The following is a 19988-nucleotide window of genomic DNA, read 5'->3' as shown; positions in this document are numbered from 1 at the left end:
CGTTTGTTTCTTTCCCAATCAATAAGAAAGAAACCGAATTGACTTCAGGCTATTTTGTTTAGTTTTCAAGGTTCGAAGTGTTCTTGTCATTTATTGTCGCCTCAAAACAGCGACTTTATAAATATAACAAAAATGAAATTCAATGTCAACAACTTTTGTTAATTTGTTTTTTTCATTTTTGTTCGGTTGCCGTTTTTGTTGCGACAACGTTTAATAATTTATCATGGTTTTTAAATGCGTGCAACTGTTTTATTGAAGTAAATTTTTTCTGAAAACTATTTGCCATATAAACGCCCGTCATGTAGCGACCAACCACTCTCTTATCGCCACTAGTTTCAACCTTTAACAGCCAGTGTGCGACTAAGTGACAAAGCTCCAAAAAACCAGCCAACCTTTTTATCAACGGTTGGCTGGTTCATGCATAACGATCTCTTACCAAATTTTTATCTCTTCCCCTAACCTCTTTTCATTTACTTCTCCGGTCGATGTTAACGAATAATTGATCCACCCGACATAATGATTTTCATTTTGTTTTGCTTGCTGTTCTGTCCACCCCCCTGCCGTACTTAGCCATTGTCCTGTTTGATCACCTGGAGGCGTTCCTGGTTTTGGATGACTTGATCCATTGGAAGCAATGACTTGGCATCCACTGACATGCAGAAATTCGACTGGGAATTGACTGGATGCTACTCGACACCCTGTGAATATTACTTTGCAAGTTGAACAAAAGGTTATTTTTCCTTCCTGTACAAGCTGTGCAAAGTCGTTTATATACCTCGCATCTGTGTCATCGTATAAACTCGGTTGTGAATAGAATCCAGCAACATCCACACCGCCCAGCTTCACACCTCCGCGATTTCCACCGGGTATATATGGCCATGCATGTGAAAATATATATAATCGTTCAATACAGTTCCCTCCTCCATTCGAAGCATTGACCATATGGGTCAGCAGTTCTTTGCCCGATCCCCATTGCTTCGTATTCGGAGCGCCCACCGCTCTTGTTCCCCACGCTTTGAATGCTTCCTCATCTGTTCCTCTAGCCGCAAGTGCCAATGCAATCTTTGCCATCATGATCCTCCTTGAAGTTTTAATTGATATAGCTTATGCATGCACTTTTCGTTGTTGCACCTTCAAGAATATGACTTTTGAAGAGACCAATGTTGGTTATATGAAGTTTATGACCACGCCAATTGTCTCAAACTTGTTTGCCTTGATGATCAACGACTAGATTCTTATTCGACTTTACAACCGACGAAATCGTACTTTGGCTTAAAAAAATAAAAAGCCACTCACCAAAAGGCAAGTGGCAATCATTTGTATTATTCAGAGCGTTTTCTCATTTGAGGGAATAGCAGTACATCTCGAATAGAAGGAGAATTCGTGAGTAACATTACAATTCGGTCGATTCCGATTCCTAGACCACCCGTTGGCGGCAGACCGTATTCCAATGACTCCAGAAAGTCTTCATCCATATAATGCGCCTCATCGTTTCCTGCTTCCCGTTCTTTCAACTGGGATTCAAAACGTTCACGCTGGTCGATCGGGTCATTCAACTCAGAGAATGCATTTGCGTGTTCACGACCTACAATGAATAGTTCAAATCGATCGGTAAACCGTTCATCTTCTGGATTCTTCTTCGCTAATGGTGAAATCTCAACTGGATGACCGTAAATAAATGTAGGCTGAATTAAGTGCTCTTCAACTTTTTGTTCAAAGAACTCGTTAACGATATGACCAAACGTCATATGTTTTTCAACTTCGACGCCATGTTCTTCAGCTAACTGACGAGCTTGCTCATCAGACATTTTTTCGAAAAAGTCTACTCCTGTATATTCTTTAATGGCATCGACAATATGCCATCTTTTCCAAGAAGGTGCTAAGTCAACTTCATAGTCTCCATATTGGATTTTCGTCGTTCCTAACACTTCTTGTGCGATATGAGCAATCAACTCTTCTGTAAGGTCCATAATATCGTTGTAGTCTGCATACGCTTCATACAATTCGATCATCGTAAATTCCGGGTTATGTCTCGTAGAAACCCCTTCATTTCTGAAGACGCGACCGATTTCATAGACTTTCTCCAGCCCACCGACGATTAATCGTTTTAAATGAAGTTCTATCGCGATTCGCATATACAACGGAATATCCAACGCATTGTGGTGCGTCTCGAATGGTCTAGCAGAAGCTCCACCAGGGATCGAATGCATCATTGGTGTTTCAACTTCCAAAAATCCTTGGCCATCTAAGTAACGACGCATCGCTTGAATAATCTTACTTCGCAAAATGAATGTTTCTTTACTTTCATGATTTGTAATCAAATCTAAATACCGTTGACGGTAACGCTGTTCAACATCCTTCAGGCCATGAAACTTCTCAGGTAGTGGACGTAGCGATTTTGTCAGTAATTCAAACGTATTCGCTTTGACGGAGAGTTCACCTACGTTGGTCTTAAACATGACACCGGTAACCCCGACGATATCTCCTAAGTCAGCGGATTTGAAAAGTTCGTATGCTTCTTCCCCGACTTCATCTTTTCGTACATATAGCTGAATTTGTCCATCCAAGTCTTGGATATGGGCAAAGCCTGCTTTCCCTTTACCTCGCTTCGTCATAATTCTGCCCGCGATTGTAACTTCAGTTTCCTCTTCCTTCTCAGCCAGTTCCTCTTTTGTGAAATGATCAAAAGCTTCTTTTAGCTGGTTGGTCAAGTGGGTACGTTCAAATTTATTTCCGAATCCACTGACTCCTTTTTCTTCTAACCCTCTAAGCTTCTCTAAACGGGTTTTCATTTGGTCATTCAATTCTTCAGACACTTGCTTCACCTCATATATGTTTAGTTGTATAACTTGATATGTTTTTGCAGTTTCTTCTGCAGGATCTATAAACTGTACGCAATCAAATCACAAGATTCCATCAAAAAACGATCTACTTATTAACGAAAACTGCCTACAGCAAGCAGTGAAGGCAGTTTCCCATTGGTGACATCCATTATAGGAAGTGGCTCGTTTGATCGAAACACTTCTTATGCTCGTATATCAAAATCATTAAAGGTCATTGCTTTCACATAAGTTGATTCGTTTACTTACTTTATCATTCCCTCTGATGCCTTTCAAGTACGAGACAGAACGCTATTGGATGCTCTGTTTTTAATTGGTTTCTCGCTTTCTTACATCTGCCAAGTCGTCTTGTGGAAGTTTACTGACGTATTCCCTTACTTGTTTGCCATCAATTTCGATGGACTCATCAATTTCAGCTAATGGTACTAATACAAAAGCTCGTTCTTTCATTCTTGGATGAGGAATCGTAAGTTGCTCTGATTGCAGCGTTTTATTTTCATAAACCAAAATGTCCAAGTCAATTGTTCGAGGTCCATTTTTGATCGTTCTTCTGCGTCCTAAGGATTGCTCGATGGATTGGCATGCAGTCAGCAATTCGCTGGGTGTATAATCAGTCTTGATTTCGACAACCATATTCAAAAAATAATCTTGATCGGTGTATCCAACAGGAGCGGTTTCATAAACAGCAGACTGGTGAATCATCTCAACAAATGCATCAGCTTCCAATTTTCCTAACGCTTCGCTTAAATAATGTTCTTTCGGCGGAATATTGGCCCCTAATGCGATAAATGCTCTATGCTTCATAATCGTCTCTCTTTCGTGTGACTTCGACGCCGACAGACTGATAATAACCTGGAATCGGAGGGCCTGGTTTATCGATATAAATCGTGATTGTCTCTAATAAAGAAAATGAGTCAAACATCGATTGAGCAATGGTCTCTGCAAGTGATTCCAACAGGTTGTATGCTTTTCCTTCCATTATTTCTTTCGTTACTTCATAAACCTGTCCATAATCAATACTGTCTTCCATACGGTCGGTTTGGCCAGCTTTACGGAAGTCGCCCATTAATTCTACATCGACGGTAAATCGCTGACCTAATTTGTTTTCTTCTGAAAAAAGGCCGTGATATCCGTAAAACATCATTTGATTCACCTTAATTTTATCCAAATGAAACGCCTCCTTTGCCAAGCATCGCATCCATCATTTTGGCAGCCCGATTGATTTCTTTCACATCATGCACGCGCACGATTTCCACGCCTTGTTGTATACCTGAGCAGACAGTTGCGATCGTGCCTTCCAATCGTTCCTCAACAGGCAAGTCCAACACTTTTCCAATCATCGACTTCCTTGAGGTACCGAGTAAAATTGGGTAACCCATCGTTTTCAATTCACCTAACCGGCGCATCACTAATAGATTCTGCTCAAGTGTTTTTCCAAAGCCTACCCCTGGATCAAGAATAATTTTTTCATCTGATACACCATTTTTCTTTGCGATTTCTATACTCTCTGACAAACTTTTTTTCATATCTTCAATAATGTCATCATAATCAGGATCGTCCTGATTGTGCATCAAAATGATTGGTGCATCGAAGGATTTGGCGACGGCAGTAATTTCTGGGTCGGCTTTCGCTCCCCAAACATCATTGATGATCGTAGCACCCGCTTGAAGGGCGTTCTCTGCTGTTTTCGCTTTAAACGTATCGATTGAGATCGGTGTGTCTATTGTTTTCACCAAACGCTCAATCACTGGAACGACGCGGGCACTTTCTTCTTCGTGAGAAACGGGCTCATGTCCAGGTCGTGTTGATTCTCCGCCAATATCAATGATTCCAGCACCGTCAGCAACTAGTCTTTGAGCTCGCTCGACGGCATCATCCAATCGATTAAACTTTCCACCGTCTGAAAAAGAGTCCGGTGTTACGTTTAAAATCCCCATAATGATTGTTTTCTTGGAAAAATCAAGTTGAAATTGATTGTTAATATTCATGATTTTCATATCCCAGCCCCCTCAAGCTTTAGGTCTCTTTTTCTGGCCAGTTAAGATGATTTTAAGGCAGCTAATTCTTCAACTGTTAAATAATAACGTTCATTACAGAAATGACAAGTAGCTTCAGCGCCGCCGTCTTCCTCGATCATCTCATCGATTTCTTCATCGCCTAATCCACGGATGGAGTTTTCTACACGCTCTTTTGAGCAGTGACACTGGAAACGAACATCGGATTGCTCATTGATTTTCCAGTCTTCTCCTTCAAAAAAGATACCTAAGATGTCTTCTGGACTTTTTCCTTCTTGAATCATTGTAGAAATTGCAGGAATTTCTCCGACGCGTTTTTCAAGTTTTGAGATGATTTCTTCAGAAGCGCCTGGCATCACTTGAATAATAAAACCTCCAGCAGCCAGAATGGAATAATCTGTGTCGACTAAAACACCTGCACCGACTGCAGACGGGATTTGCTCAGAATTGACAAAGTAATACGTGAAATCTTCGCTGACTTCTCCTGAGATAATTGGTACCTGCCCCGTAAAGTTATTTTTCAATCCTAAGTCTTTTACGACGCTTAAAGAACCATTCGTTCCTACGGCTCTTTTGACATCCAATTTGCCTTGTTCGTTGGACTCAAAATCTACATGTGGATTCATCACATAACCGCGGACTTCGCCATTCGCATTACTATCCGCAATGACTGCACCAATCGGTCCATCACCTTCTAGCTTGACGGTTAATTTGTCTTCATTTTTCAACATCCACCCCATCATGGCAGATATGGTTACGGTTCGACCCAGTGCAGCCGAAGCCGTTGGCCACGTATCTAACCTCGAACAATTTTCATTAACGGTGTCTGTCGAGCGGATGGCAAATGCCCGTACCGCTCCTTCGTATGCCGTTGCTCGAATCATATAATCCTTCATATATCATCAATCCTTTGTATTGTTTTGATAAATTTCATATAAACCTTTTAACGTTAACGAATCATCGACATAATCAATCGTTCTGGAGCCTTTTCCGATTAGTTTAGCCAATCCACCTGTTGCTATAACGGTTGGATCTGTCCCGGCTTCTTCTTTCATGCGACGCACAAGCTCATCCACTTGTCCGACGTAGCCATAAAATACACCTGACTGCATGGCTCCAACGGTTGATGTTCCGATTACTGAGTCGGGTCGGGCAATTTCAATTCTTGGCAGTTTTGCGGCCTTTGTATAAAGTGCTTCCGTCGAAATTTTTATTCCCGGGGAAATAAGCCCTCCGCTATACTCTTCCTTTTCATTGATATAACAAAAAGTCGTTGCTGTTCCGAAATCAACGATAATTAATGGAGCTCCGTATTCTTTAATTCCCCCGATTGCGTTTACAATCCGATCTGCCCCGACTTCCTGCGGTTGAGGATAATTCATTTTTAGGTCCGTTTTTACGGAATTCTCACCGACAACCAATGCTTTTGTTTTAAAATATTTTTCACTCATATGTTCCAGCGCAAACATAGCTGGTGGCACAACGGACGAAATAATTACGCCTTTAAAATCACTGAAATATAGTCCGTGGTGTCGCAATAATGCTTTTATATTCATCGCATATTCATCTTCTGTTTTGAAACGATCCGTTTTAATTCTCCATTGATAGATTAGCTTGTCATCTTCAAACGCGCCAAGTACAGTATTCGTATTTCCGACATCTAAAACAAAGATCATAAGTTCAACCCATTTCTATCTGGTTTTTCATCGTAAATCATATCACAATTGGCAACGTGATGTGTAATAAGAGTTCTCATTTTACAAATTTTCATACGTGTTGGTTTTTGTTATACGGCAGACTTTATATTCAAATGAAAAAGCGAAACACCAATCAATCGATTAGTGTTTCGCTGACATATAACCTCTTATTATTCTTTACGGTTTGGATCATCTTCTGGTTTTTTCGGCTCTTTGTCTTGATCTGTATCTTCCGAATCAACAACTGAAGAATCATTCTCTTGACGGTTAATGTTCACTTTCACATCTGAGCGTTCTTCACGGTTTTCCGTTTGCTCGGAGTCCGCATCAGATTCGTCTTCTTTATAATCAGACTTCGTATTGTCAACTTCACTTAATTGCTCTTCGACACTCTCTTCTTTTGGCTCAGGAAGTTTTCCGTGATAGAAGAGGCCATCGATTTGGTCTGCATCCAATGTTTCGACCTCAAGTAAGGTTTGAGCAATTAATTCAAGCTGTTCTTTATGCTTCGTGATAATTTCTTTAGCCCGTTCGTAACATGTGTTGATAATGTTTTGAATTTCTAAGTCAATTTCATAAGCAATTTTATCACTGTAATTCGGTTCGTTTTGTAGGTCGCGACCTAAGAATACTTGACCGCCACCAGAACTACCGAACTGTAGTGGACCTAGTTTTTCACTCATACCAAACTCAGTGACCATCCGTCTGGCAATACTTGTTGCACGTTGGAAGTCGTTATGAGCTCCTGTACTTGCTTCATTGAACATAACTTCCTCAGCAACACGTCCGCCAAGCAATCCAGTGATTTTATCCAATAACTCTGGTTTTGTTTGGAAATAACGGTCCTCTCTCGGAAGCATAACGGCATAACCGCCTGCCTGGCCACGAGGAACAATCGTTACTTTGTGTACCATGTCTGCATCGTTCAGCACAACGCCGATGACAGTATGGCCACTTTCGTGATAAGCGACGATGTTTTTCTCTTTTTTAGAGATTACACGGCTCTTCTTCGCTGGACCTGCAATCACACGGTCAATAGCTTCATCAACGTGTGACATATTAATCATCTTAGCATCTTCACGAGCTGCAACGAGTGCGGCTTCGTTTAGTAAGTTTTCTAAGTCAGCACCTGAGAAACCTGGTGTACGCATCGCAATCGTCTTCAAGCTAACGTCATTCGCAAGTGGTTTGTCCTTCGCATGAACACCAAGCACTTCTGTACGTCCTTTTACGTCTGGCGCATTGACAGGTATCTGTCTGTCAAAACGACCTGGACGAAGCAATGCTGGGTCAAGAATGTCCGGACGGTTCGTAGCTGCCATGATGATAATTCCTTCGTTCACACCGAAACCATCCATCTCAACAAGAAGTTGGTTCAATGTTTGTTCACGCTCATCATGTCCACCACCGACACCCGCGCCACGTTGACGACCGACAGCATCAATTTCGTCAATGAAGATGATACATGGTGCGTTCTTCTTCGCGTTTTCAAACAAGTCACGAACACGTGATGCACCAACACCGACAAACATCTCTACGAAATCGGAACCACTGATGGAGAAGAACGGAACGCCCGCTTCACCTGCAACAGCTTTCGCAAGAAGCGTTTTACCGGTACCAGGAGGTCCAACGAGTAGAACACCTTTCGGAATACGTGCACCGAGAGCAGAGAACTTCCGTGGATCTTTCAAGAATTCAACCACTTCTACAAGTTCCTGTTTCTCTTCATCAGCACCGGCAACATCGGTAAATCTTGTTTTCTTCTTATCTTCGGTATACATTTTCGCTTTACTCTTACCGAAGTTCATCATCTTACCGCCGCCGCCTTGCATTTGGCTAAGCAAGAAGAAGAATAGAATAAAGATGATGATGAAAGGAATCAACGTCGTTAGAACCCGAGCCCACGCACTTGGTTCTTCAGCTGGCTCAACAGTCAACTCACTTTGTTGATTCGCTTGCGTTACAATCGCATTAATGATCTCATCATTTGCTGGAATTTCAGCAATGAAACTTTGTGTACCTTCATCTCCCGTGTATTCACCACGGACTTCATAAGCAAAATTTGTATATTGCAAGGTCATTTCATTTACTTGACCTTCTTCTAACACTTCAGTGAATTGGTTATAATTCATTTGTTCTGTCTCTGATGCAGGGCTATTAAACATGCTGACAATCGCAATCAGAATCAAGAATATAACCAAATAAAATATGGTATTACGGAACACCCGACTCATTACTTACCTCCTCCTAAAGCACAAAACTAAACTCATACTATCACAATATTTTTCACTCACTCAACTATAAAGTCTTGACTTTTCCCAAATCATTTCAATTTAGCTTTATTATTACATGGACCACTACAAACAACCGCTTGTTCTACAAAGGATTCAACTCATTCTATGAATAAATTTCAGGTTTCAACACACCGATATAAGGAAGGTTCCGATATTTTTCTTGGAAATCCAGTCCATAACCGACTACAAATGCATCTGGCACTTCGAAACCGACTAAGTCAGCCGAAATATCTGCTTTACGACCACTTGGTTTATCCAACAAGGTTACAATGGTGATCGACTTGGCTCCTCGGTGCTTAAACAATTCAACCAAATAACCTAACGTCAAACCACTATCAATAATATCTTCAATAATTAGTAAATCGCGACCTTTGACTTGTGTGTTTAAGTCTTTCACGATTCGAACTTCTCCACTCGATTCCATGCCACCACCGTAGCTGGAAACATCCATAAAATCCATTTCCACATGTGTGTTCACATTTTTCAATAAATCACTCATAAAAGGCATGGCGCCTTTCAAAACGCCAATCGCTAATGGGAATTTTCCTTCAAACTGCTCAGTAATCGTTTGTCCCAGTTCCTTTGTTTGTTTCTGTATCTCTTCTTCTGTAAATAAAATTTCCTCGATCTCATTATGCATGGACGGTCCTCCTAATCTTCGTTGGTCCTTCAATTTTTCTCTTGGCGGTTCACGCGAATCACAACATAGGAAGTCGCATGATCACTAAGAACACCCAACTCGCTCCGGGCCAATAAAGGCAGCCAAAGGATTTCTCCATCTCCATTTACCACAATTGGCCACGTATCTCGGTCAACGGCTGGTACTTTTTTATCGATAAATATATCCTTCACTTTTTTCGTACCCGCTAATCCTAAAAGTCGAATTCGATCTCCGGGATTCCGAGTGCGGATGTGTAAAGGAAATTCGATAAGCCGGCGATCACAAACAAAAACATTCTCATTGAAAAGCTTGTTTGTGTTCGATTGTACTTCCTCCACGGTCACTGTCCAACCGCCCGGTAAGTGTTGTGTCTCATTTAACTGGATTTTTTCGGAAAATGAAGAGGTGAACCCTGTTTTCTTCCGTATTTCACATTGTCCATAGCTCTTAATCCAGCTATAATCTTCTTGAAAAGAATATGTAGCATTCGGCTTTTCTGCTTGAAGCCATTCCAAAAAATCAAAAAAATAATCTTTTTTCCCTATTGGAACTTGAAGATAGTTTAATATTAGATGAAACCCTCTTCTTTGTAAAGGTAAAGGAAGTTCAAGGAAACCATCTATTGAAAAAGTCACTTTTTGTTCATAAAACTGAGTGAAGTGTCGCATTTTTTCTTCCATCACTTCATCCAAAATCAGGTCTTCATCACGTTGGATTTCCGCGATTCTTTGCACACCTTCAAGAAAATTCGGATTTTCGCTCTTAAAAAAAGGCAGTACATATTTTCGAAATCGATTACGTGTGTATGTATCCTCCTCATTGGAAGGATCCTGATGATAAGGAACTTCATTCTCCTCGGCGTACGAAATCAACGCCTGTTTACTGACACATAAAAAAGGACGGATCAGTTGGAAGCCTTCAAATTGCCCACTAGCAGGAATCCCCTTGGGCCGGACTCCTTTGCCAAGTTGCATTAATATCGTTTCCGCTTGATCATCTGCGTGATGTGCGGTAACCAGCTTGGCTTTTTTTTGACCGCGCAATTGTTTCTGGAAAAAATCGTATCTGAGCGTCCTTGCCGCTTCTTGCGTACCTATTTGATGATTTTTTTGATAAGCTTTCACATCTACCTTACCTTCGATAACAGGTAATCCTCGTTTAGCGGCTTCTTTTTTAACGAACTCCACATCTTTTTTTGAGTCTTCTCCGCGAAGCTGATGGTCAACTGTAATAACGTTAATATCCAGTGACCATGTTTCCTTAATTTGATAAAAAAATTCAAGCATGGCCATTGAATCTGGTCCGCCTGAAACCGCCAAATACAACGTATCTTTTTGCTTAAACAATTGATGCTTTTGATTAAACGTCAAAATGGTTTGTAAAAGCATTCGCCCGCACTCCGTTTTTCATCATATACATTCATTACAGTATATCACCACTATTCAACTAGATTCAACGAATGCTTTCGTTAAAACCAATAATAAAAACTGACCAATAATGAAAATTGCACGAACAAAAGCGAACCAATACCGACCACCTCTTTTTTCATCGACTGCTTGGCTGATTGGAGGTGTTGGGGAGTTGGTTGGCTGACTGATTTCTTCGTGACGGGAGTCGTCTTTCTTCTTCCTGTTTTTCTTCGTTGGTTCAGTTGTATGCGATCTAAATCTTTTTTCATTTGCATCGCTTGTTTATAGTCACCTTGTACGGCTTTCTTTAAAACTGGATGATACGCTTCAAGTGTGCGGCTTTGACCGATTAACTTCACTAACTCTCGTCGATTGGTAGCCACCCGTTTAAATGTAGGGTCCAGTTGGAGAATACAAATGGCGAGAGCAAATAAGTCATATGCAGGGTCGGCTTTTCGTTCGCCCTTTTGCCAGTAACCGCGATCATAGTAACTCGTATATTCACGTACAGACCTTCCTACCTGTGTAACGCCACCAAAATCAATCAGTCTTACTTGCTTCGTTTTCCGGTCAATCAGTAAATTTTCTAACTTCAAATCACCGAAAATATATCCGGCGAGATGAAGATGATGCAACTGGAAAAGAAGCTGTTTGACCACGATTGCAAGTTGCGACGCTTTACTTGGATGGTACCAATCTTTAATGCGTATGCCATCCACATATTCCATGACATAAAAAGAGTATTGTGTCTGACGTAGGTTAAAGTCATCAACATCGATTAAAAAAGGTCCAAGCTGTACGCCCTGGACCTTTTTCATGAGTCGAAGAATTTTTGCCTCGCGGGTGATGACAGAAGAATCCTTGCTGATTTTCAACGCATTCAGCCCTTGACTCCCTTTGACAAGATAAATGGATCCTCTTGCACCCTCACCAATTTGACGAATAACTTTATAGGTCTGCTTATGCCATTTGCCAACAATCTTCGTACCGTTAGCTAGATGAACGGTAGGATGAATCGATGATGTCATAATGTGGTTCCTCTCCAATCACGTCTTCGTCGAACATCTTCACCGCTTCCTTCAACGCTGCTCCAGTTGGAGTAATTCCCCCTGTAGCAAGTTTCGGAAATACTTTTGCGATTTCTGCTCCTTCGTTTGTCCATGAAAGAAGCCTTTTCGTAATTTGTCTACGCGTCGGAAAATGATAGATGGAGAAATAATAGCTTCCCATACGTGCTCTTAAACTAATGACTAAATCATTCAATGACTCCCGTACAGCAGACATTTTGTGCTGCATACTCGCACTTGTGTCAATCAAAATCAATACTTGCAAGTCGACCGTCTCACCTAAATCCTCAACGATCTCGTGAACTTCTTCCTTTGTCTCCGGTGATAGTTCATCCTCATTTACTTCTTTTCCGAAAATATCTTTTAGTTCCTTTGAAACGTAACCTTGTATCGTTTGTGTGATCGCCTGCTGGGTAACCATCTGGACGGTCTCCGATAAATCTTCTGCATAAACAATCCGGCTGACACCATTTCCTGCCTCTGCAATTTCGTTCACTTCGGTCAACCCGGTTGGGTCTTCTGTCTGGTCATCTTCCAAGACACCAATGACGTTAACAGAGATTCCTTGCTTCGCTATCTGTTCACTAACACGAACCGGGTCTTCCCCTTGGTTTGAACAACCATCTGTAATTAATAGAATTTGTCGAATGGTTCCTTTACTCATCGCCGATCGCCTCCTCTATTTTTATCTCCATTCTTGACCTATTTCACAGCATTTATACGATGGAGAGTTAAAATGTTCTTGTTTCATTAAAGACCGACGAAAGCAGTAAAAGAAGCCCACTTCGGTTTGCTTTTATCTACCTTTGCAACCAAAACCGTCATATCGTCAACAATTTGCCCATAATTACTTCGCACCACTTCTTCCAACAACAAGTCTGCGATCTCTTGAGGATCCTTTGTTTCCATGTGTCTCAGTTTCCGTTTCAACCATGCTTCTCTGTTTTCTGCCCGATCGGTCGATTCCAAAATTCCATCACTGGCCATGACAAGAATATCGCCATCCTTTAGATCTTCCCTTACTGGTTCCACATCAAATTCTTCCAATATTCCAATTGGTAGATTTCCGGACTCCACCGGGTAAATTGAACTACCACGTAGGATATAACTGACGGTCGCTCCAATTTTCAAGAAATTGACGTAAGGTTGTTGCAGGTCAACGATCGCTAAATCCAATGTGGCATAGATCTCATCCGATGTTCGCAGCGAAAGGATTGAATTGATGGATTGAATGGCTACCTCTTCGCTAATGCCGGAATTTAATATTTGTTGCAATAACCGCAACGTTTCCGAACTCTCTTGGTAAGCTCGCTCTCCATTACCCATTCCGTCGCTGATCGCCAAGGCATACCGGCTTTTTCCTAATTCCTTAATCATATAACTATCACCTGATAAGAAATTTCCGTTTTTTGCTGCATGTGAGATTCCTGTTGTCAGTTGAAATTTACGAATGGAACTTAAATGGAACGTCCGGTAACCATTCCGCCCTCCAAATGCTTCTTCTTTTTCAACTACGACGGTTTCTCCCAATAAGTCGGATAAATAAGGGGCGATTAATTTCTCCGCTTCTCCGTGATAATCATGGAAATAGGCGGTCAGTTCAATATCGATATTTCCTTGATGGATTGAATAAAGCTCGAGACGTTCCAACAAAATATTCATTTGACCAAGCACACGGCGGATTTCCTCTTCATGCCACGAATACTCTTCACGTTCCTTCATCATTTCTTTTGCGAAGTTATTCATGACTTCCGAAACACCATTCAATTGTTCGGAAACAAATTTCCTGCTTTCCTTCACCTGTTGCTTTAACCGTTTATTGGCATGGTAGTAAGAAAGCTCGTAACGCATCTGGTCTGTCATCTGTTCTGGTTTTACACAAAATTTCCGTAGCTTACCAACGTTGAAATTCGTCCGTGATGTATCTTTTTCTTCGATGGATTGAATCATATCGCGCAACACAGGGTATGTACGATCGAAATGTTGTACCCAACATGAATGCTTTTTCAAGCATGACTGACACGTGTTTTCAGTGACCCTGCTTAAATATTCATCCACTTCTGCTTGATTCTCCAGTTGCTTCCCCTCTTGCTCAATCGATGCAAAGCTATGCGATAAGGCTTGAAACATTTCCGAAAAGCGCTCCACACGTTCTGCTGTCACATGGCGAATCTTTTCGGCGTACTGATCTTGACTCTCTTTTTCTTCATTGGTCCCCGGTACGAATCCAGCAATTTTTTTCAATAAACCTTGTGGTGTAAGCAAAAAGAGCCCTGTCGCGATAGATGCTTCGATTACGAGCTGTTCAAACTGAATCACTTCAATATTGTAAAAGCCGATTAAAAGAACTGCGAGAAATAATCCGAATGCCGAGATCAATCGATGCATATCCTTTAGTAAGCCGACCATCAATCCAGCAAGTGCCAACAAGCTAACGTGGTATAGATCCATCATATTGACGAAGCTCAGCATCAATCCAACAATGACACCAACTGCGGCACCTACCGTGGCACCGGATATATAGGCTCCCATTAAAATAAAATAACTGGCGCCAATCACTTCCAATTGCAAGTCATAAAATTGAATTCCAGCCAGTCCCGTTAAAATGGCTGTCACAAAAATAACCAAGCAAACGAGTTCTTCAACTTTGAGCTTTTTCGTCGATACTTGGATCGTCAAAAATGGATACGATTGAAGAAAAATCATGACTAAAAATGATGCGAGTAATGCTTCAATGAAAATAATAGCGCCATTATACAATGTTAAAGAATCCACAAGTGCAACAACAGATGTTCGAGCAATCACTGAACTTAAGAAAATAGTAAAGATCATTGGATAGATCATTTTTGTCATTTTGGACAACCAATGTTTATAACATAGAAATAGCAGCAATCCTGTACCTAATACATAAAATGTTTGTTCCAAGTTCACTGTCCAAGCGCCAAGGGCTAAAAAGAGATAAACCCTAAATGCAAGTGACTTCTTGGCGACAATGGTTGCACCTAAAAAAGCTATAGCAAACGGGGATACACTGGATAAAACAATAGCTCGTCCGAGTAAAAAGCCAATTAAGTAAAATAACCATCCTCGACTCAAGAAGCTACTGACCCATTGAGTTTTTAGTGAACGAAAAGCTTGAGATATCCTCCCGATTTTCGAATCAACTATTACTTCACCGATCTTCATTGAATCCATAACGTAATTCCCCCTCCTGTATTCACTATCTAATCACAGAGGGTGGGATGTTTTTTGTCATAAAAACAAAAGGACCCCAAAAAATCATTCGACGAATCAAGGGGAATTTATCTAATGATTCTACAAGAACTGATGGAATTAATAAATTTCGATTCGAATTTTTGTAGATAGGATATAGAAACTCGTCGATTGACGAAGTTTGAGTGGTGAGTACCGTGGAAATACGATTGACTTAGTATGCCGAGTGAAACAGTGCGTTGGCCGAAAACCGTGGACAGAAGAAAAGTACTTCCCCGGTTGAGAGTCCTTCTCGGATACGAAAGAGAACGGTTTGTGATCCCTTCCGTGCTTGAGAGCCCCTCTCGGATACGAAAGAGAACGGTTTGTGATCCCTTCCGTGCTTGAGAACCCCTCTCGAATACGGAAGAGGACGAATTGCGATTCCTTCCCGGCTTGATAACCCCTCTCGTACACGGAAGTTCACAAATTACGATCCCTTCCGTGCTTGAGAACCCCTCTCGGATACGGAAGAGAACGAATTGCGATTCCTTCCGTGCTTGAGAGCCCCTCTCGTACACGGAAGAGAACGAATTGCGATCTCTTCCGTGCTTGATAACCCCTCTCGTACACGGAAGAGGACGAATTGCATTTCCTTCCGTGTTTGATGAACTCTTCTCGATGCTGTTCCATTGATTCGAATGATTAGAGGTACTAAAATCAACCAAGGCAAGCATCAACTAAAACTTCGAGTAAATAAAAAGTTTCCCTTCAGGCGAATTTACTTAGATAAATTTCGAGCGGTGAATAAGTAATTACTTGATTAGAAGGGATTTTCTAATAAAGTTAAATAAATAGAAAAGTTAAATTTCGATAAAGTTATTGACAGGTGCTGGATCGTGTTGTACCATAATTTTTGTGTCTAAGAGACATATTTCAATAAACGGCGGCGTAGCTCAGCTGGCGAGAGCGTACGGTTCATACCCGTGAGGTCGTGGGTTCGATCCCCTCCGCCGCTATAAAAAGGGATCGGTTTTCTGATCGTAAACCGGTCTCTTTTTCTTTACATAAGGCCCGTTGGTCAAGTGGTTAAGACACCGCCCTTTCACGGCGGTAACACGGGTTCGAATCCCGTACGGGTCATAATTTTATAAGTGCGTAAGAAGTAGGAGAGAAGTCTAAAAGCTTCTCTCCTACTTTTTTACAAGTAAAAAACCTGTTCATCCTAACGATGAACAGGTTGAACGATCATTTATTTAGTGACATTCTTTATATAATCATCATAGACAGCAATTATCCCCGCTTAGCACCTCGACCTCCACGACGAGACTCCGTGTGTTTTTTGAGTGAGGCGAGCTTATCTTCGCTATCCTTTAAGAATTTGTTCATTTTGGATTCGAAGCTTTCCACTCGTTTGCGTGGTTGCGGACGGTTATTTTTCTCATTGGCTTTCTTGATGGATAGACCAATTTTACCGTTCTTCTCTACATTTAATACTTTTACGGTGACCTCATCACCGACAGAAAGGTGTTCGTTGATATCTTTAACATAACGATCAGCGACCTCACTAATATGAACCAAACCTGTTGATCCATCTGGTAGCTCTACAAAAGCTCCAAAATTTGTAATGCGGGTTACTTTTCCGCTTAGCTTGCTGCCTACTTCGACTGACATAAAAAAAATGCTCCTCCTTAAGAATTTAAAAGTATATTCTAATACATTATATATATGGGGTTCAAAAAGTGTCAATAAGAAGGCTCTTCATCAGGTAATTTAAAGATGATTTCACCGTCTTTTGAGAAAAAGTAATCTTTCCTGGCAATTTGAAGTAAATAATCAATGTCACTCAACTTTTCTACTTCTTCTTTTAATGTTTCGTTTCTGTTCGTTAATTGTGTCATTTTTTCATTTAACTGCTGGTATTCCGCTTGCTTTTCTTGCATTTGAGCACGTTGTTGGAAATGGTATGTTGTCATACCGCCACAAATCAATACAAAAAGAAAGACGAAAGCAATCAGACGACGAAAGAGAAGTTTTTTTTCGCGTGACTTTTGGGCCATTTGTTTTTCCTGCTGCTTAGCATAAGTAGAATTTATTTTTGCGATATTATCTTTATTGCGTTCTTTTCTTCTCTCCATAGTATCTGTCGCCTCCTATCTTTTCATCATTTCTTTCATGCGGAATAATAGCTTATCTTTTATTCTACTACACTTTTTCAGAAAAGAAATACCACTTCGCTTGATTTTTTCTGGAATTAGTGGTTCGACCAGCCACCAAATAATTTTACCTATCAAAGCTATGATCTTTCGAAGGATATAGAAGATGAATACAACTAGTGTGAATAATTGTATAAGGATCCACGTAATCGGTTGAAAAACAACTCGATTAATAATTCTCAATATTATCCCGAAGAAGCCTTTTACAATACGTACCAACTTGTCCAATAACCATAAATACGTCCGTTGCAGTAATGCATAATAAATTGAGATGCCGAGTAAAATAGCTAAAAATAAATAAAATTTCAGAATTCCGCCATTGATTTGATATAAGAAGTAAAAGAGGACACAGGCTTCCGTTAAAAAGAAAACGACATCAACGCCGATTTGTCGCCAAAAAGAGGCGGGCCGGAATAATTGCTTGTACGTATCAAATGTAAGTGCTGCTTGAATGCCGCCAGCAACCATCACGGCCATGGATAAAAATTGCACGCTTAGCGTCATTTGAATAGCTTACCTAATAGACTCTTGGATTGCTTCTGATCTTCATCGATGTAACTAAATGAGGCAATCCTACCTTGAATGGTCAAGAGTCCTTGTTCGACATTCAAATTTTTCATATGCAGATTGTGGCCTTGAATGACGAGATAGCCTTGTGTCGTTTTCAATAAAAATTCTTCCGTATCAAAACTATCAACATCTTCCACGCCTTGCACTTCAAGCTTTCTCCGATTGACTAGCTTTAACTCGTGATCCTTTTGCTGGCTTCTCCCTTGATTATACATTGGTTTTTCATATGGCATGTCCTTTCCCTCCTATCAGTATAAAATATGAGGGAAATCTATAAAACATGCCTATAATCTATTCATCAGCTTGAATTCTTTCTTCATTGACAACTGAGTATAAGTTTTCTGCTTGTTCTTTGTTGACCTGTTCCCGCAAATCCTCTATTTTAATCGTTAGTTTTTTCTGAGCAAAATGAATCGTCATCTCATCACCAACTTGCAGGTTTGATGATGCCTTAGCCGGTTGGCCATTCACTTTGATTCTACCTTTACCAGCGATTTCTTTAGCAACTGTTCGTCGTTTAATAATACGGGATAACTTCAAAAATTTATCTAAACGCATATTATTCCTCTCCTTTTCGTAACTCCTTTGCTTGTTTCCAGTAGTCCTCCATAACCTCTAAAGGTAGATCCGCGAGTTCATCTCCGTTTTCTTTTGCGATGGATTCAATATATTGAAAACGATTCTTGAATTTTTGGCTCGTCCGATGAAGAGCGATTTCTGGATCAATGGAAAGCAACCGAGCAACATTTACTAGTGAAAACAGTACATCGCCGAATTCTAGTTCCTTTTCGTTAGTATCTTCTTTCTCGATTGCTTCTTGTAATTCCTTTATTTCTTCTTCAACTTTTTTAAAGGCAAGCGTTGCATCACCCCAGTCAAAACCCACTTTTGATGCTTTTTTCTGCATTTCTTGCGCATAAAGTAAGCGAGGTAATGCTTCCGAGATCCCTTCCAATATCGTATCCTTTTTCGGTTTCCCTCTATTTTTGATTGCTTCCCAGTTCGACGTGACTTCATCCGCTGAACCAACTTCAACGTCCCCGAACACATGTGGATGCCGCTCAATCATTTTTTCGGTAATCGACCGGATGACATCGTCAACAGAGAAAAATCCACTGTCTTCTCCTATTTGGCTATGCAGCATGACTTGAAGCAGTACATCGCCAAGTTCTTCTGCTATATGGTCGTCATCTTCTTCCTGTATGGCGTCGATGACCTCGTATGCTTCTTCAATCAAATACGGACGAAGCGATTCATGGGTCTGTTTTCGATCCCATGGACATCCGTTTGGTCCACGAAGTGTTGCGATCACTTCCCTTAAGCGATCAAACGTATGTGTTAAATGCTCACTTGATTGGGGTGCAACATATAAGGTCGTCAAATCACTAAAAGTACCTTCGCGGTCGAGCTCATATAAAGGTAGTGTCGTGACTTTTTCATTGTTACTTCCTGCAGCATCGACAATCGTTATCGGATAACCTTCCGGCAAGTCCTCCATTAACGTCAGCTTAATGTCCGAAGCGACAAAAGAATCGTACACTTGAGCGATTAATAAGTGATTTGTCAATTGTATGGAAGACCGATCTAATGCTGTTCCGTCGAGTAATTGAAAGCCCTCAATTGGATCAATTTCCAACGCATTGAATAATGGATCTAAAAAACTTTGGCCGCCGTGAAATTTGATATGAAGATGATCGCTTTTATGTTCCAACAGTAATTGCACTGTTCGTTCTGCAACAAATGGATGTCCAGGCAATGCATAAACAATGTCCTGCCGTTGTGCCGCTTCGACTAATTGTTTCGTGATGTCTCGATAAACATCTTCAAATTGTTCATGTTTCTCATAGACGTGATCAAAACTTTTAAACGTCATCCCCTCTTGTTCCAACTCTTTAATGACAGGATGTTGGTTCGTTCGAGTGAAGACTTCTGTTTCTACATTTGTTAAAAATCGATAAATCCCTACGGGTAACTGGTCAAGCGTACCTGCACCCAGACCAATCACGTGAATTGTTTGACTCATTACG

19 protein-coding genes and 2 tRNA genes are annotated in these 19988 nt (G+C 40.8%); 2 read left to right on the top strand and 19 right to left on the bottom strand.

Annotated elements, in window-relative coordinates:
• Positions 1-432 precede the first annotated feature (432 nt).
• The 13 genes from KQ486_RS03925 to spoIIE form a co-directional block, all read right to left on the bottom strand.
• Positions 433-1071 (bottom strand): hypothetical protein, encoded by a 639-nt coding sequence (locus KQ486_RS03925; RefSeq protein WP_216686844.1) that lies wholly within the window; start codon positions 1069-1071, stop codon positions 433-435.
• Positions 1072-1322: 251 nt separating this feature from the next.
• Positions 1323-2816 (bottom strand): lysine--tRNA ligase, encoded by a 1494-nt coding sequence (lysS, locus tag KQ486_RS03920; RefSeq protein ID WP_274236536.1) that lies wholly within the window; start codon positions 2814-2816, stop codon positions 1323-1325.
• 333 nt (positions 2817-3149) lie between these two features.
• Positions 3150-3644 (bottom strand): 2-amino-4-hydroxy-6-hydroxymethyldihydropteridine diphosphokinase, encoded by a 495-nt coding sequence (gene folK / locus KQ486_RS03915; RefSeq protein WP_144163282.1) that lies wholly within the window; start codon positions 3642-3644, stop codon positions 3150-3152.
• Entirely contained in the window at positions 3634-4008 is a 375-nt protein-coding gene (gene folB, locus KQ486_RS03910) for a dihydroneopterin aldolase (RefSeq protein ID WP_144163283.1), read from the bottom strand. The genes folK and folB overlap by 11 nt, the downstream gene beginning before the upstream one ends.
• On the bottom strand, positions 4001-4837 hold the full coding sequence (folP, locus tag KQ486_RS03905) for a dihydropteroate synthase (protein WP_370512034.1): 837 nt from the start codon (positions 4835-4837) through the stop codon (positions 4001-4003). The genes folB and folP overlap by 8 nt, the downstream gene beginning before the upstream one ends.
• Positions 4838-4878: 41 nt before the next feature.
• Entirely contained in the window at positions 4879-5751 is an 873-nt protein-coding gene (gene hslO / locus KQ486_RS03900) for an Hsp33 family molecular chaperone HslO (RefSeq protein ID WP_144163284.1), read from the bottom strand.
• Positions 5752-5757: 6 nt separating this feature from the next.
• Positions 5758-6531, bottom strand: a complete 774-nt coding sequence (locus KQ486_RS03895) for a type III pantothenate kinase (RefSeq protein ID WP_144163285.1) — start codon at positions 6529-6531, stop codon at positions 5758-5760.
• Between the two features lie 191 nt (positions 6532-6722).
• A complete protein-coding gene (gene ftsH / locus KQ486_RS03890) occupies positions 6723-8786 on the bottom strand; it encodes an ATP-dependent zinc metalloprotease FtsH (RefSeq protein WP_144163286.1) in 2064 nt (687 codons plus the stop codon).
• A 163-nt stretch (positions 8787-8949) separates the two neighbouring features.
• Positions 8950-9486 carry a hypoxanthine phosphoribosyltransferase gene (gene hpt, locus KQ486_RS03885; protein WP_144163287.1) on the bottom strand — a complete coding sequence of 179 codons (537 nt, stop codon included), beginning with the start codon at positions 9484-9486 and terminating at the stop codon, positions 8950-8952.
• Between the two features lie 29 nt (positions 9487-9515).
• Complete coding sequence (tilS, locus tag KQ486_RS03880; protein WP_216686843.1) at positions 9516-10895, bottom strand: tRNA lysidine(34) synthetase TilS; 1380 nt, start codon at positions 10893-10895, stop codon at positions 9516-9518.
• Positions 10896-10975: 80 nt separating this feature from the next.
• Complete coding sequence (gene prkT, locus KQ486_RS03875) at positions 10976-11944, bottom strand: serine/threonine protein kinase PrkT (RefSeq protein WP_144163289.1); 969 nt, start codon at positions 11942-11944, stop codon at positions 10976-10978.
• Positions 11907-12647 carry a vWA domain-containing protein gene (locus KQ486_RS03870; protein ID WP_144163290.1) on the bottom strand — a complete coding sequence of 247 codons (741 nt, stop codon included), beginning with the start codon at positions 12645-12647 and terminating at the stop codon, positions 11907-11909. Before KQ486_RS03870 ends, prkT begins: the two co-directional genes overlap by 38 nt.
• Positions 12648-12733: 86 nt before the next feature.
• The gene (gene spoIIE / locus KQ486_RS03865; RefSeq protein ID WP_216686842.1) at positions 12734-15178 is read right to left on the bottom strand and encodes a stage II sporulation protein E; all 2445 of its coding nucleotides are present in this window, start codon (positions 15176-15178) and stop codon (positions 12734-12736) included.
• Between the two features lie 942 nt (positions 15179-16120).
• Here spoIIE and KQ486_RS03860 point away from each other — a divergent pair.
• A tRNA-Met gene (locus KQ486_RS03860) sits at positions 16121-16194 on the top strand.
• A gap of 52 nt (positions 16195-16246) precedes the next feature.
• Positions 16247-16318, top strand: a tRNA-Glu gene (locus tag KQ486_RS03855).
• Between the two features lie 150 nt (positions 16319-16468).
• Here the strand turns inward: KQ486_RS03855 and KQ486_RS03850 are convergent.
• The 6 genes from KQ486_RS03850 to yabN form a co-directional block, all read right to left on the bottom strand.
• On the bottom strand, positions 16469-16849 hold the full coding sequence (locus tag KQ486_RS03850; protein ID WP_144163292.1) for a S1 domain-containing RNA-binding protein: 381 nt from the start codon (positions 16847-16849) through the stop codon (positions 16469-16471).
• 71 nt (positions 16850-16920) lie between these two features.
• Positions 16921-17313: an FtsB family cell division protein gene (locus tag KQ486_RS03845; RefSeq protein WP_144163293.1), complete on the bottom strand. Its 393-nt coding sequence runs from the start codon at positions 17311-17313 to the stop codon at positions 16921-16923.
• Between the two features lie 15 nt (positions 17314-17328).
• Positions 17329-17895, bottom strand: a complete 567-nt coding sequence (gene yabQ / locus KQ486_RS03840) for a spore cortex biosynthesis protein YabQ (protein WP_144163294.1) — start codon at positions 17893-17895, stop codon at positions 17329-17331.
• Complete coding sequence (yabP, locus tag KQ486_RS03835; RefSeq protein ID WP_144163295.1) at positions 17892-18194, bottom strand: sporulation protein YabP; 303 nt, start codon at positions 18192-18194, stop codon at positions 17892-17894. Before yabP ends, yabQ begins: the two co-directional genes overlap by 4 nt.
• Before the next feature lie 58 nt (positions 18195-18252).
• Positions 18253-18519, bottom strand: coding sequence for an RNA-binding S4 domain-containing protein (locus KQ486_RS03830; RefSeq protein WP_144163296.1), 267 nt, complete (start codon positions 18517-18519; stop codon positions 18253-18255).
• A gap of 1 nt (position 18520) precedes the next feature.
• Positions 18521-19984 (bottom strand): bifunctional methyltransferase/pyrophosphohydrolase YabN, encoded by a 1464-nt coding sequence (yabN, locus tag KQ486_RS03825; protein ID WP_216686841.1) that lies wholly within the window; start codon positions 19982-19984, stop codon positions 18521-18523.
• Positions 19985-19988: the final 4 nt, after the last annotated feature.

Source organism: Allobacillus halotolerans, from assembly GCF_018967645.1.
Taxonomy (GTDB): Bacteria; Bacillota; Bacilli; order Bacillales; family Alkalibacillaceae; genus Allobacillus; species Allobacillus halotolerans.
This window is presented reverse-complemented; position numbering and strand designations above follow the sequence as displayed.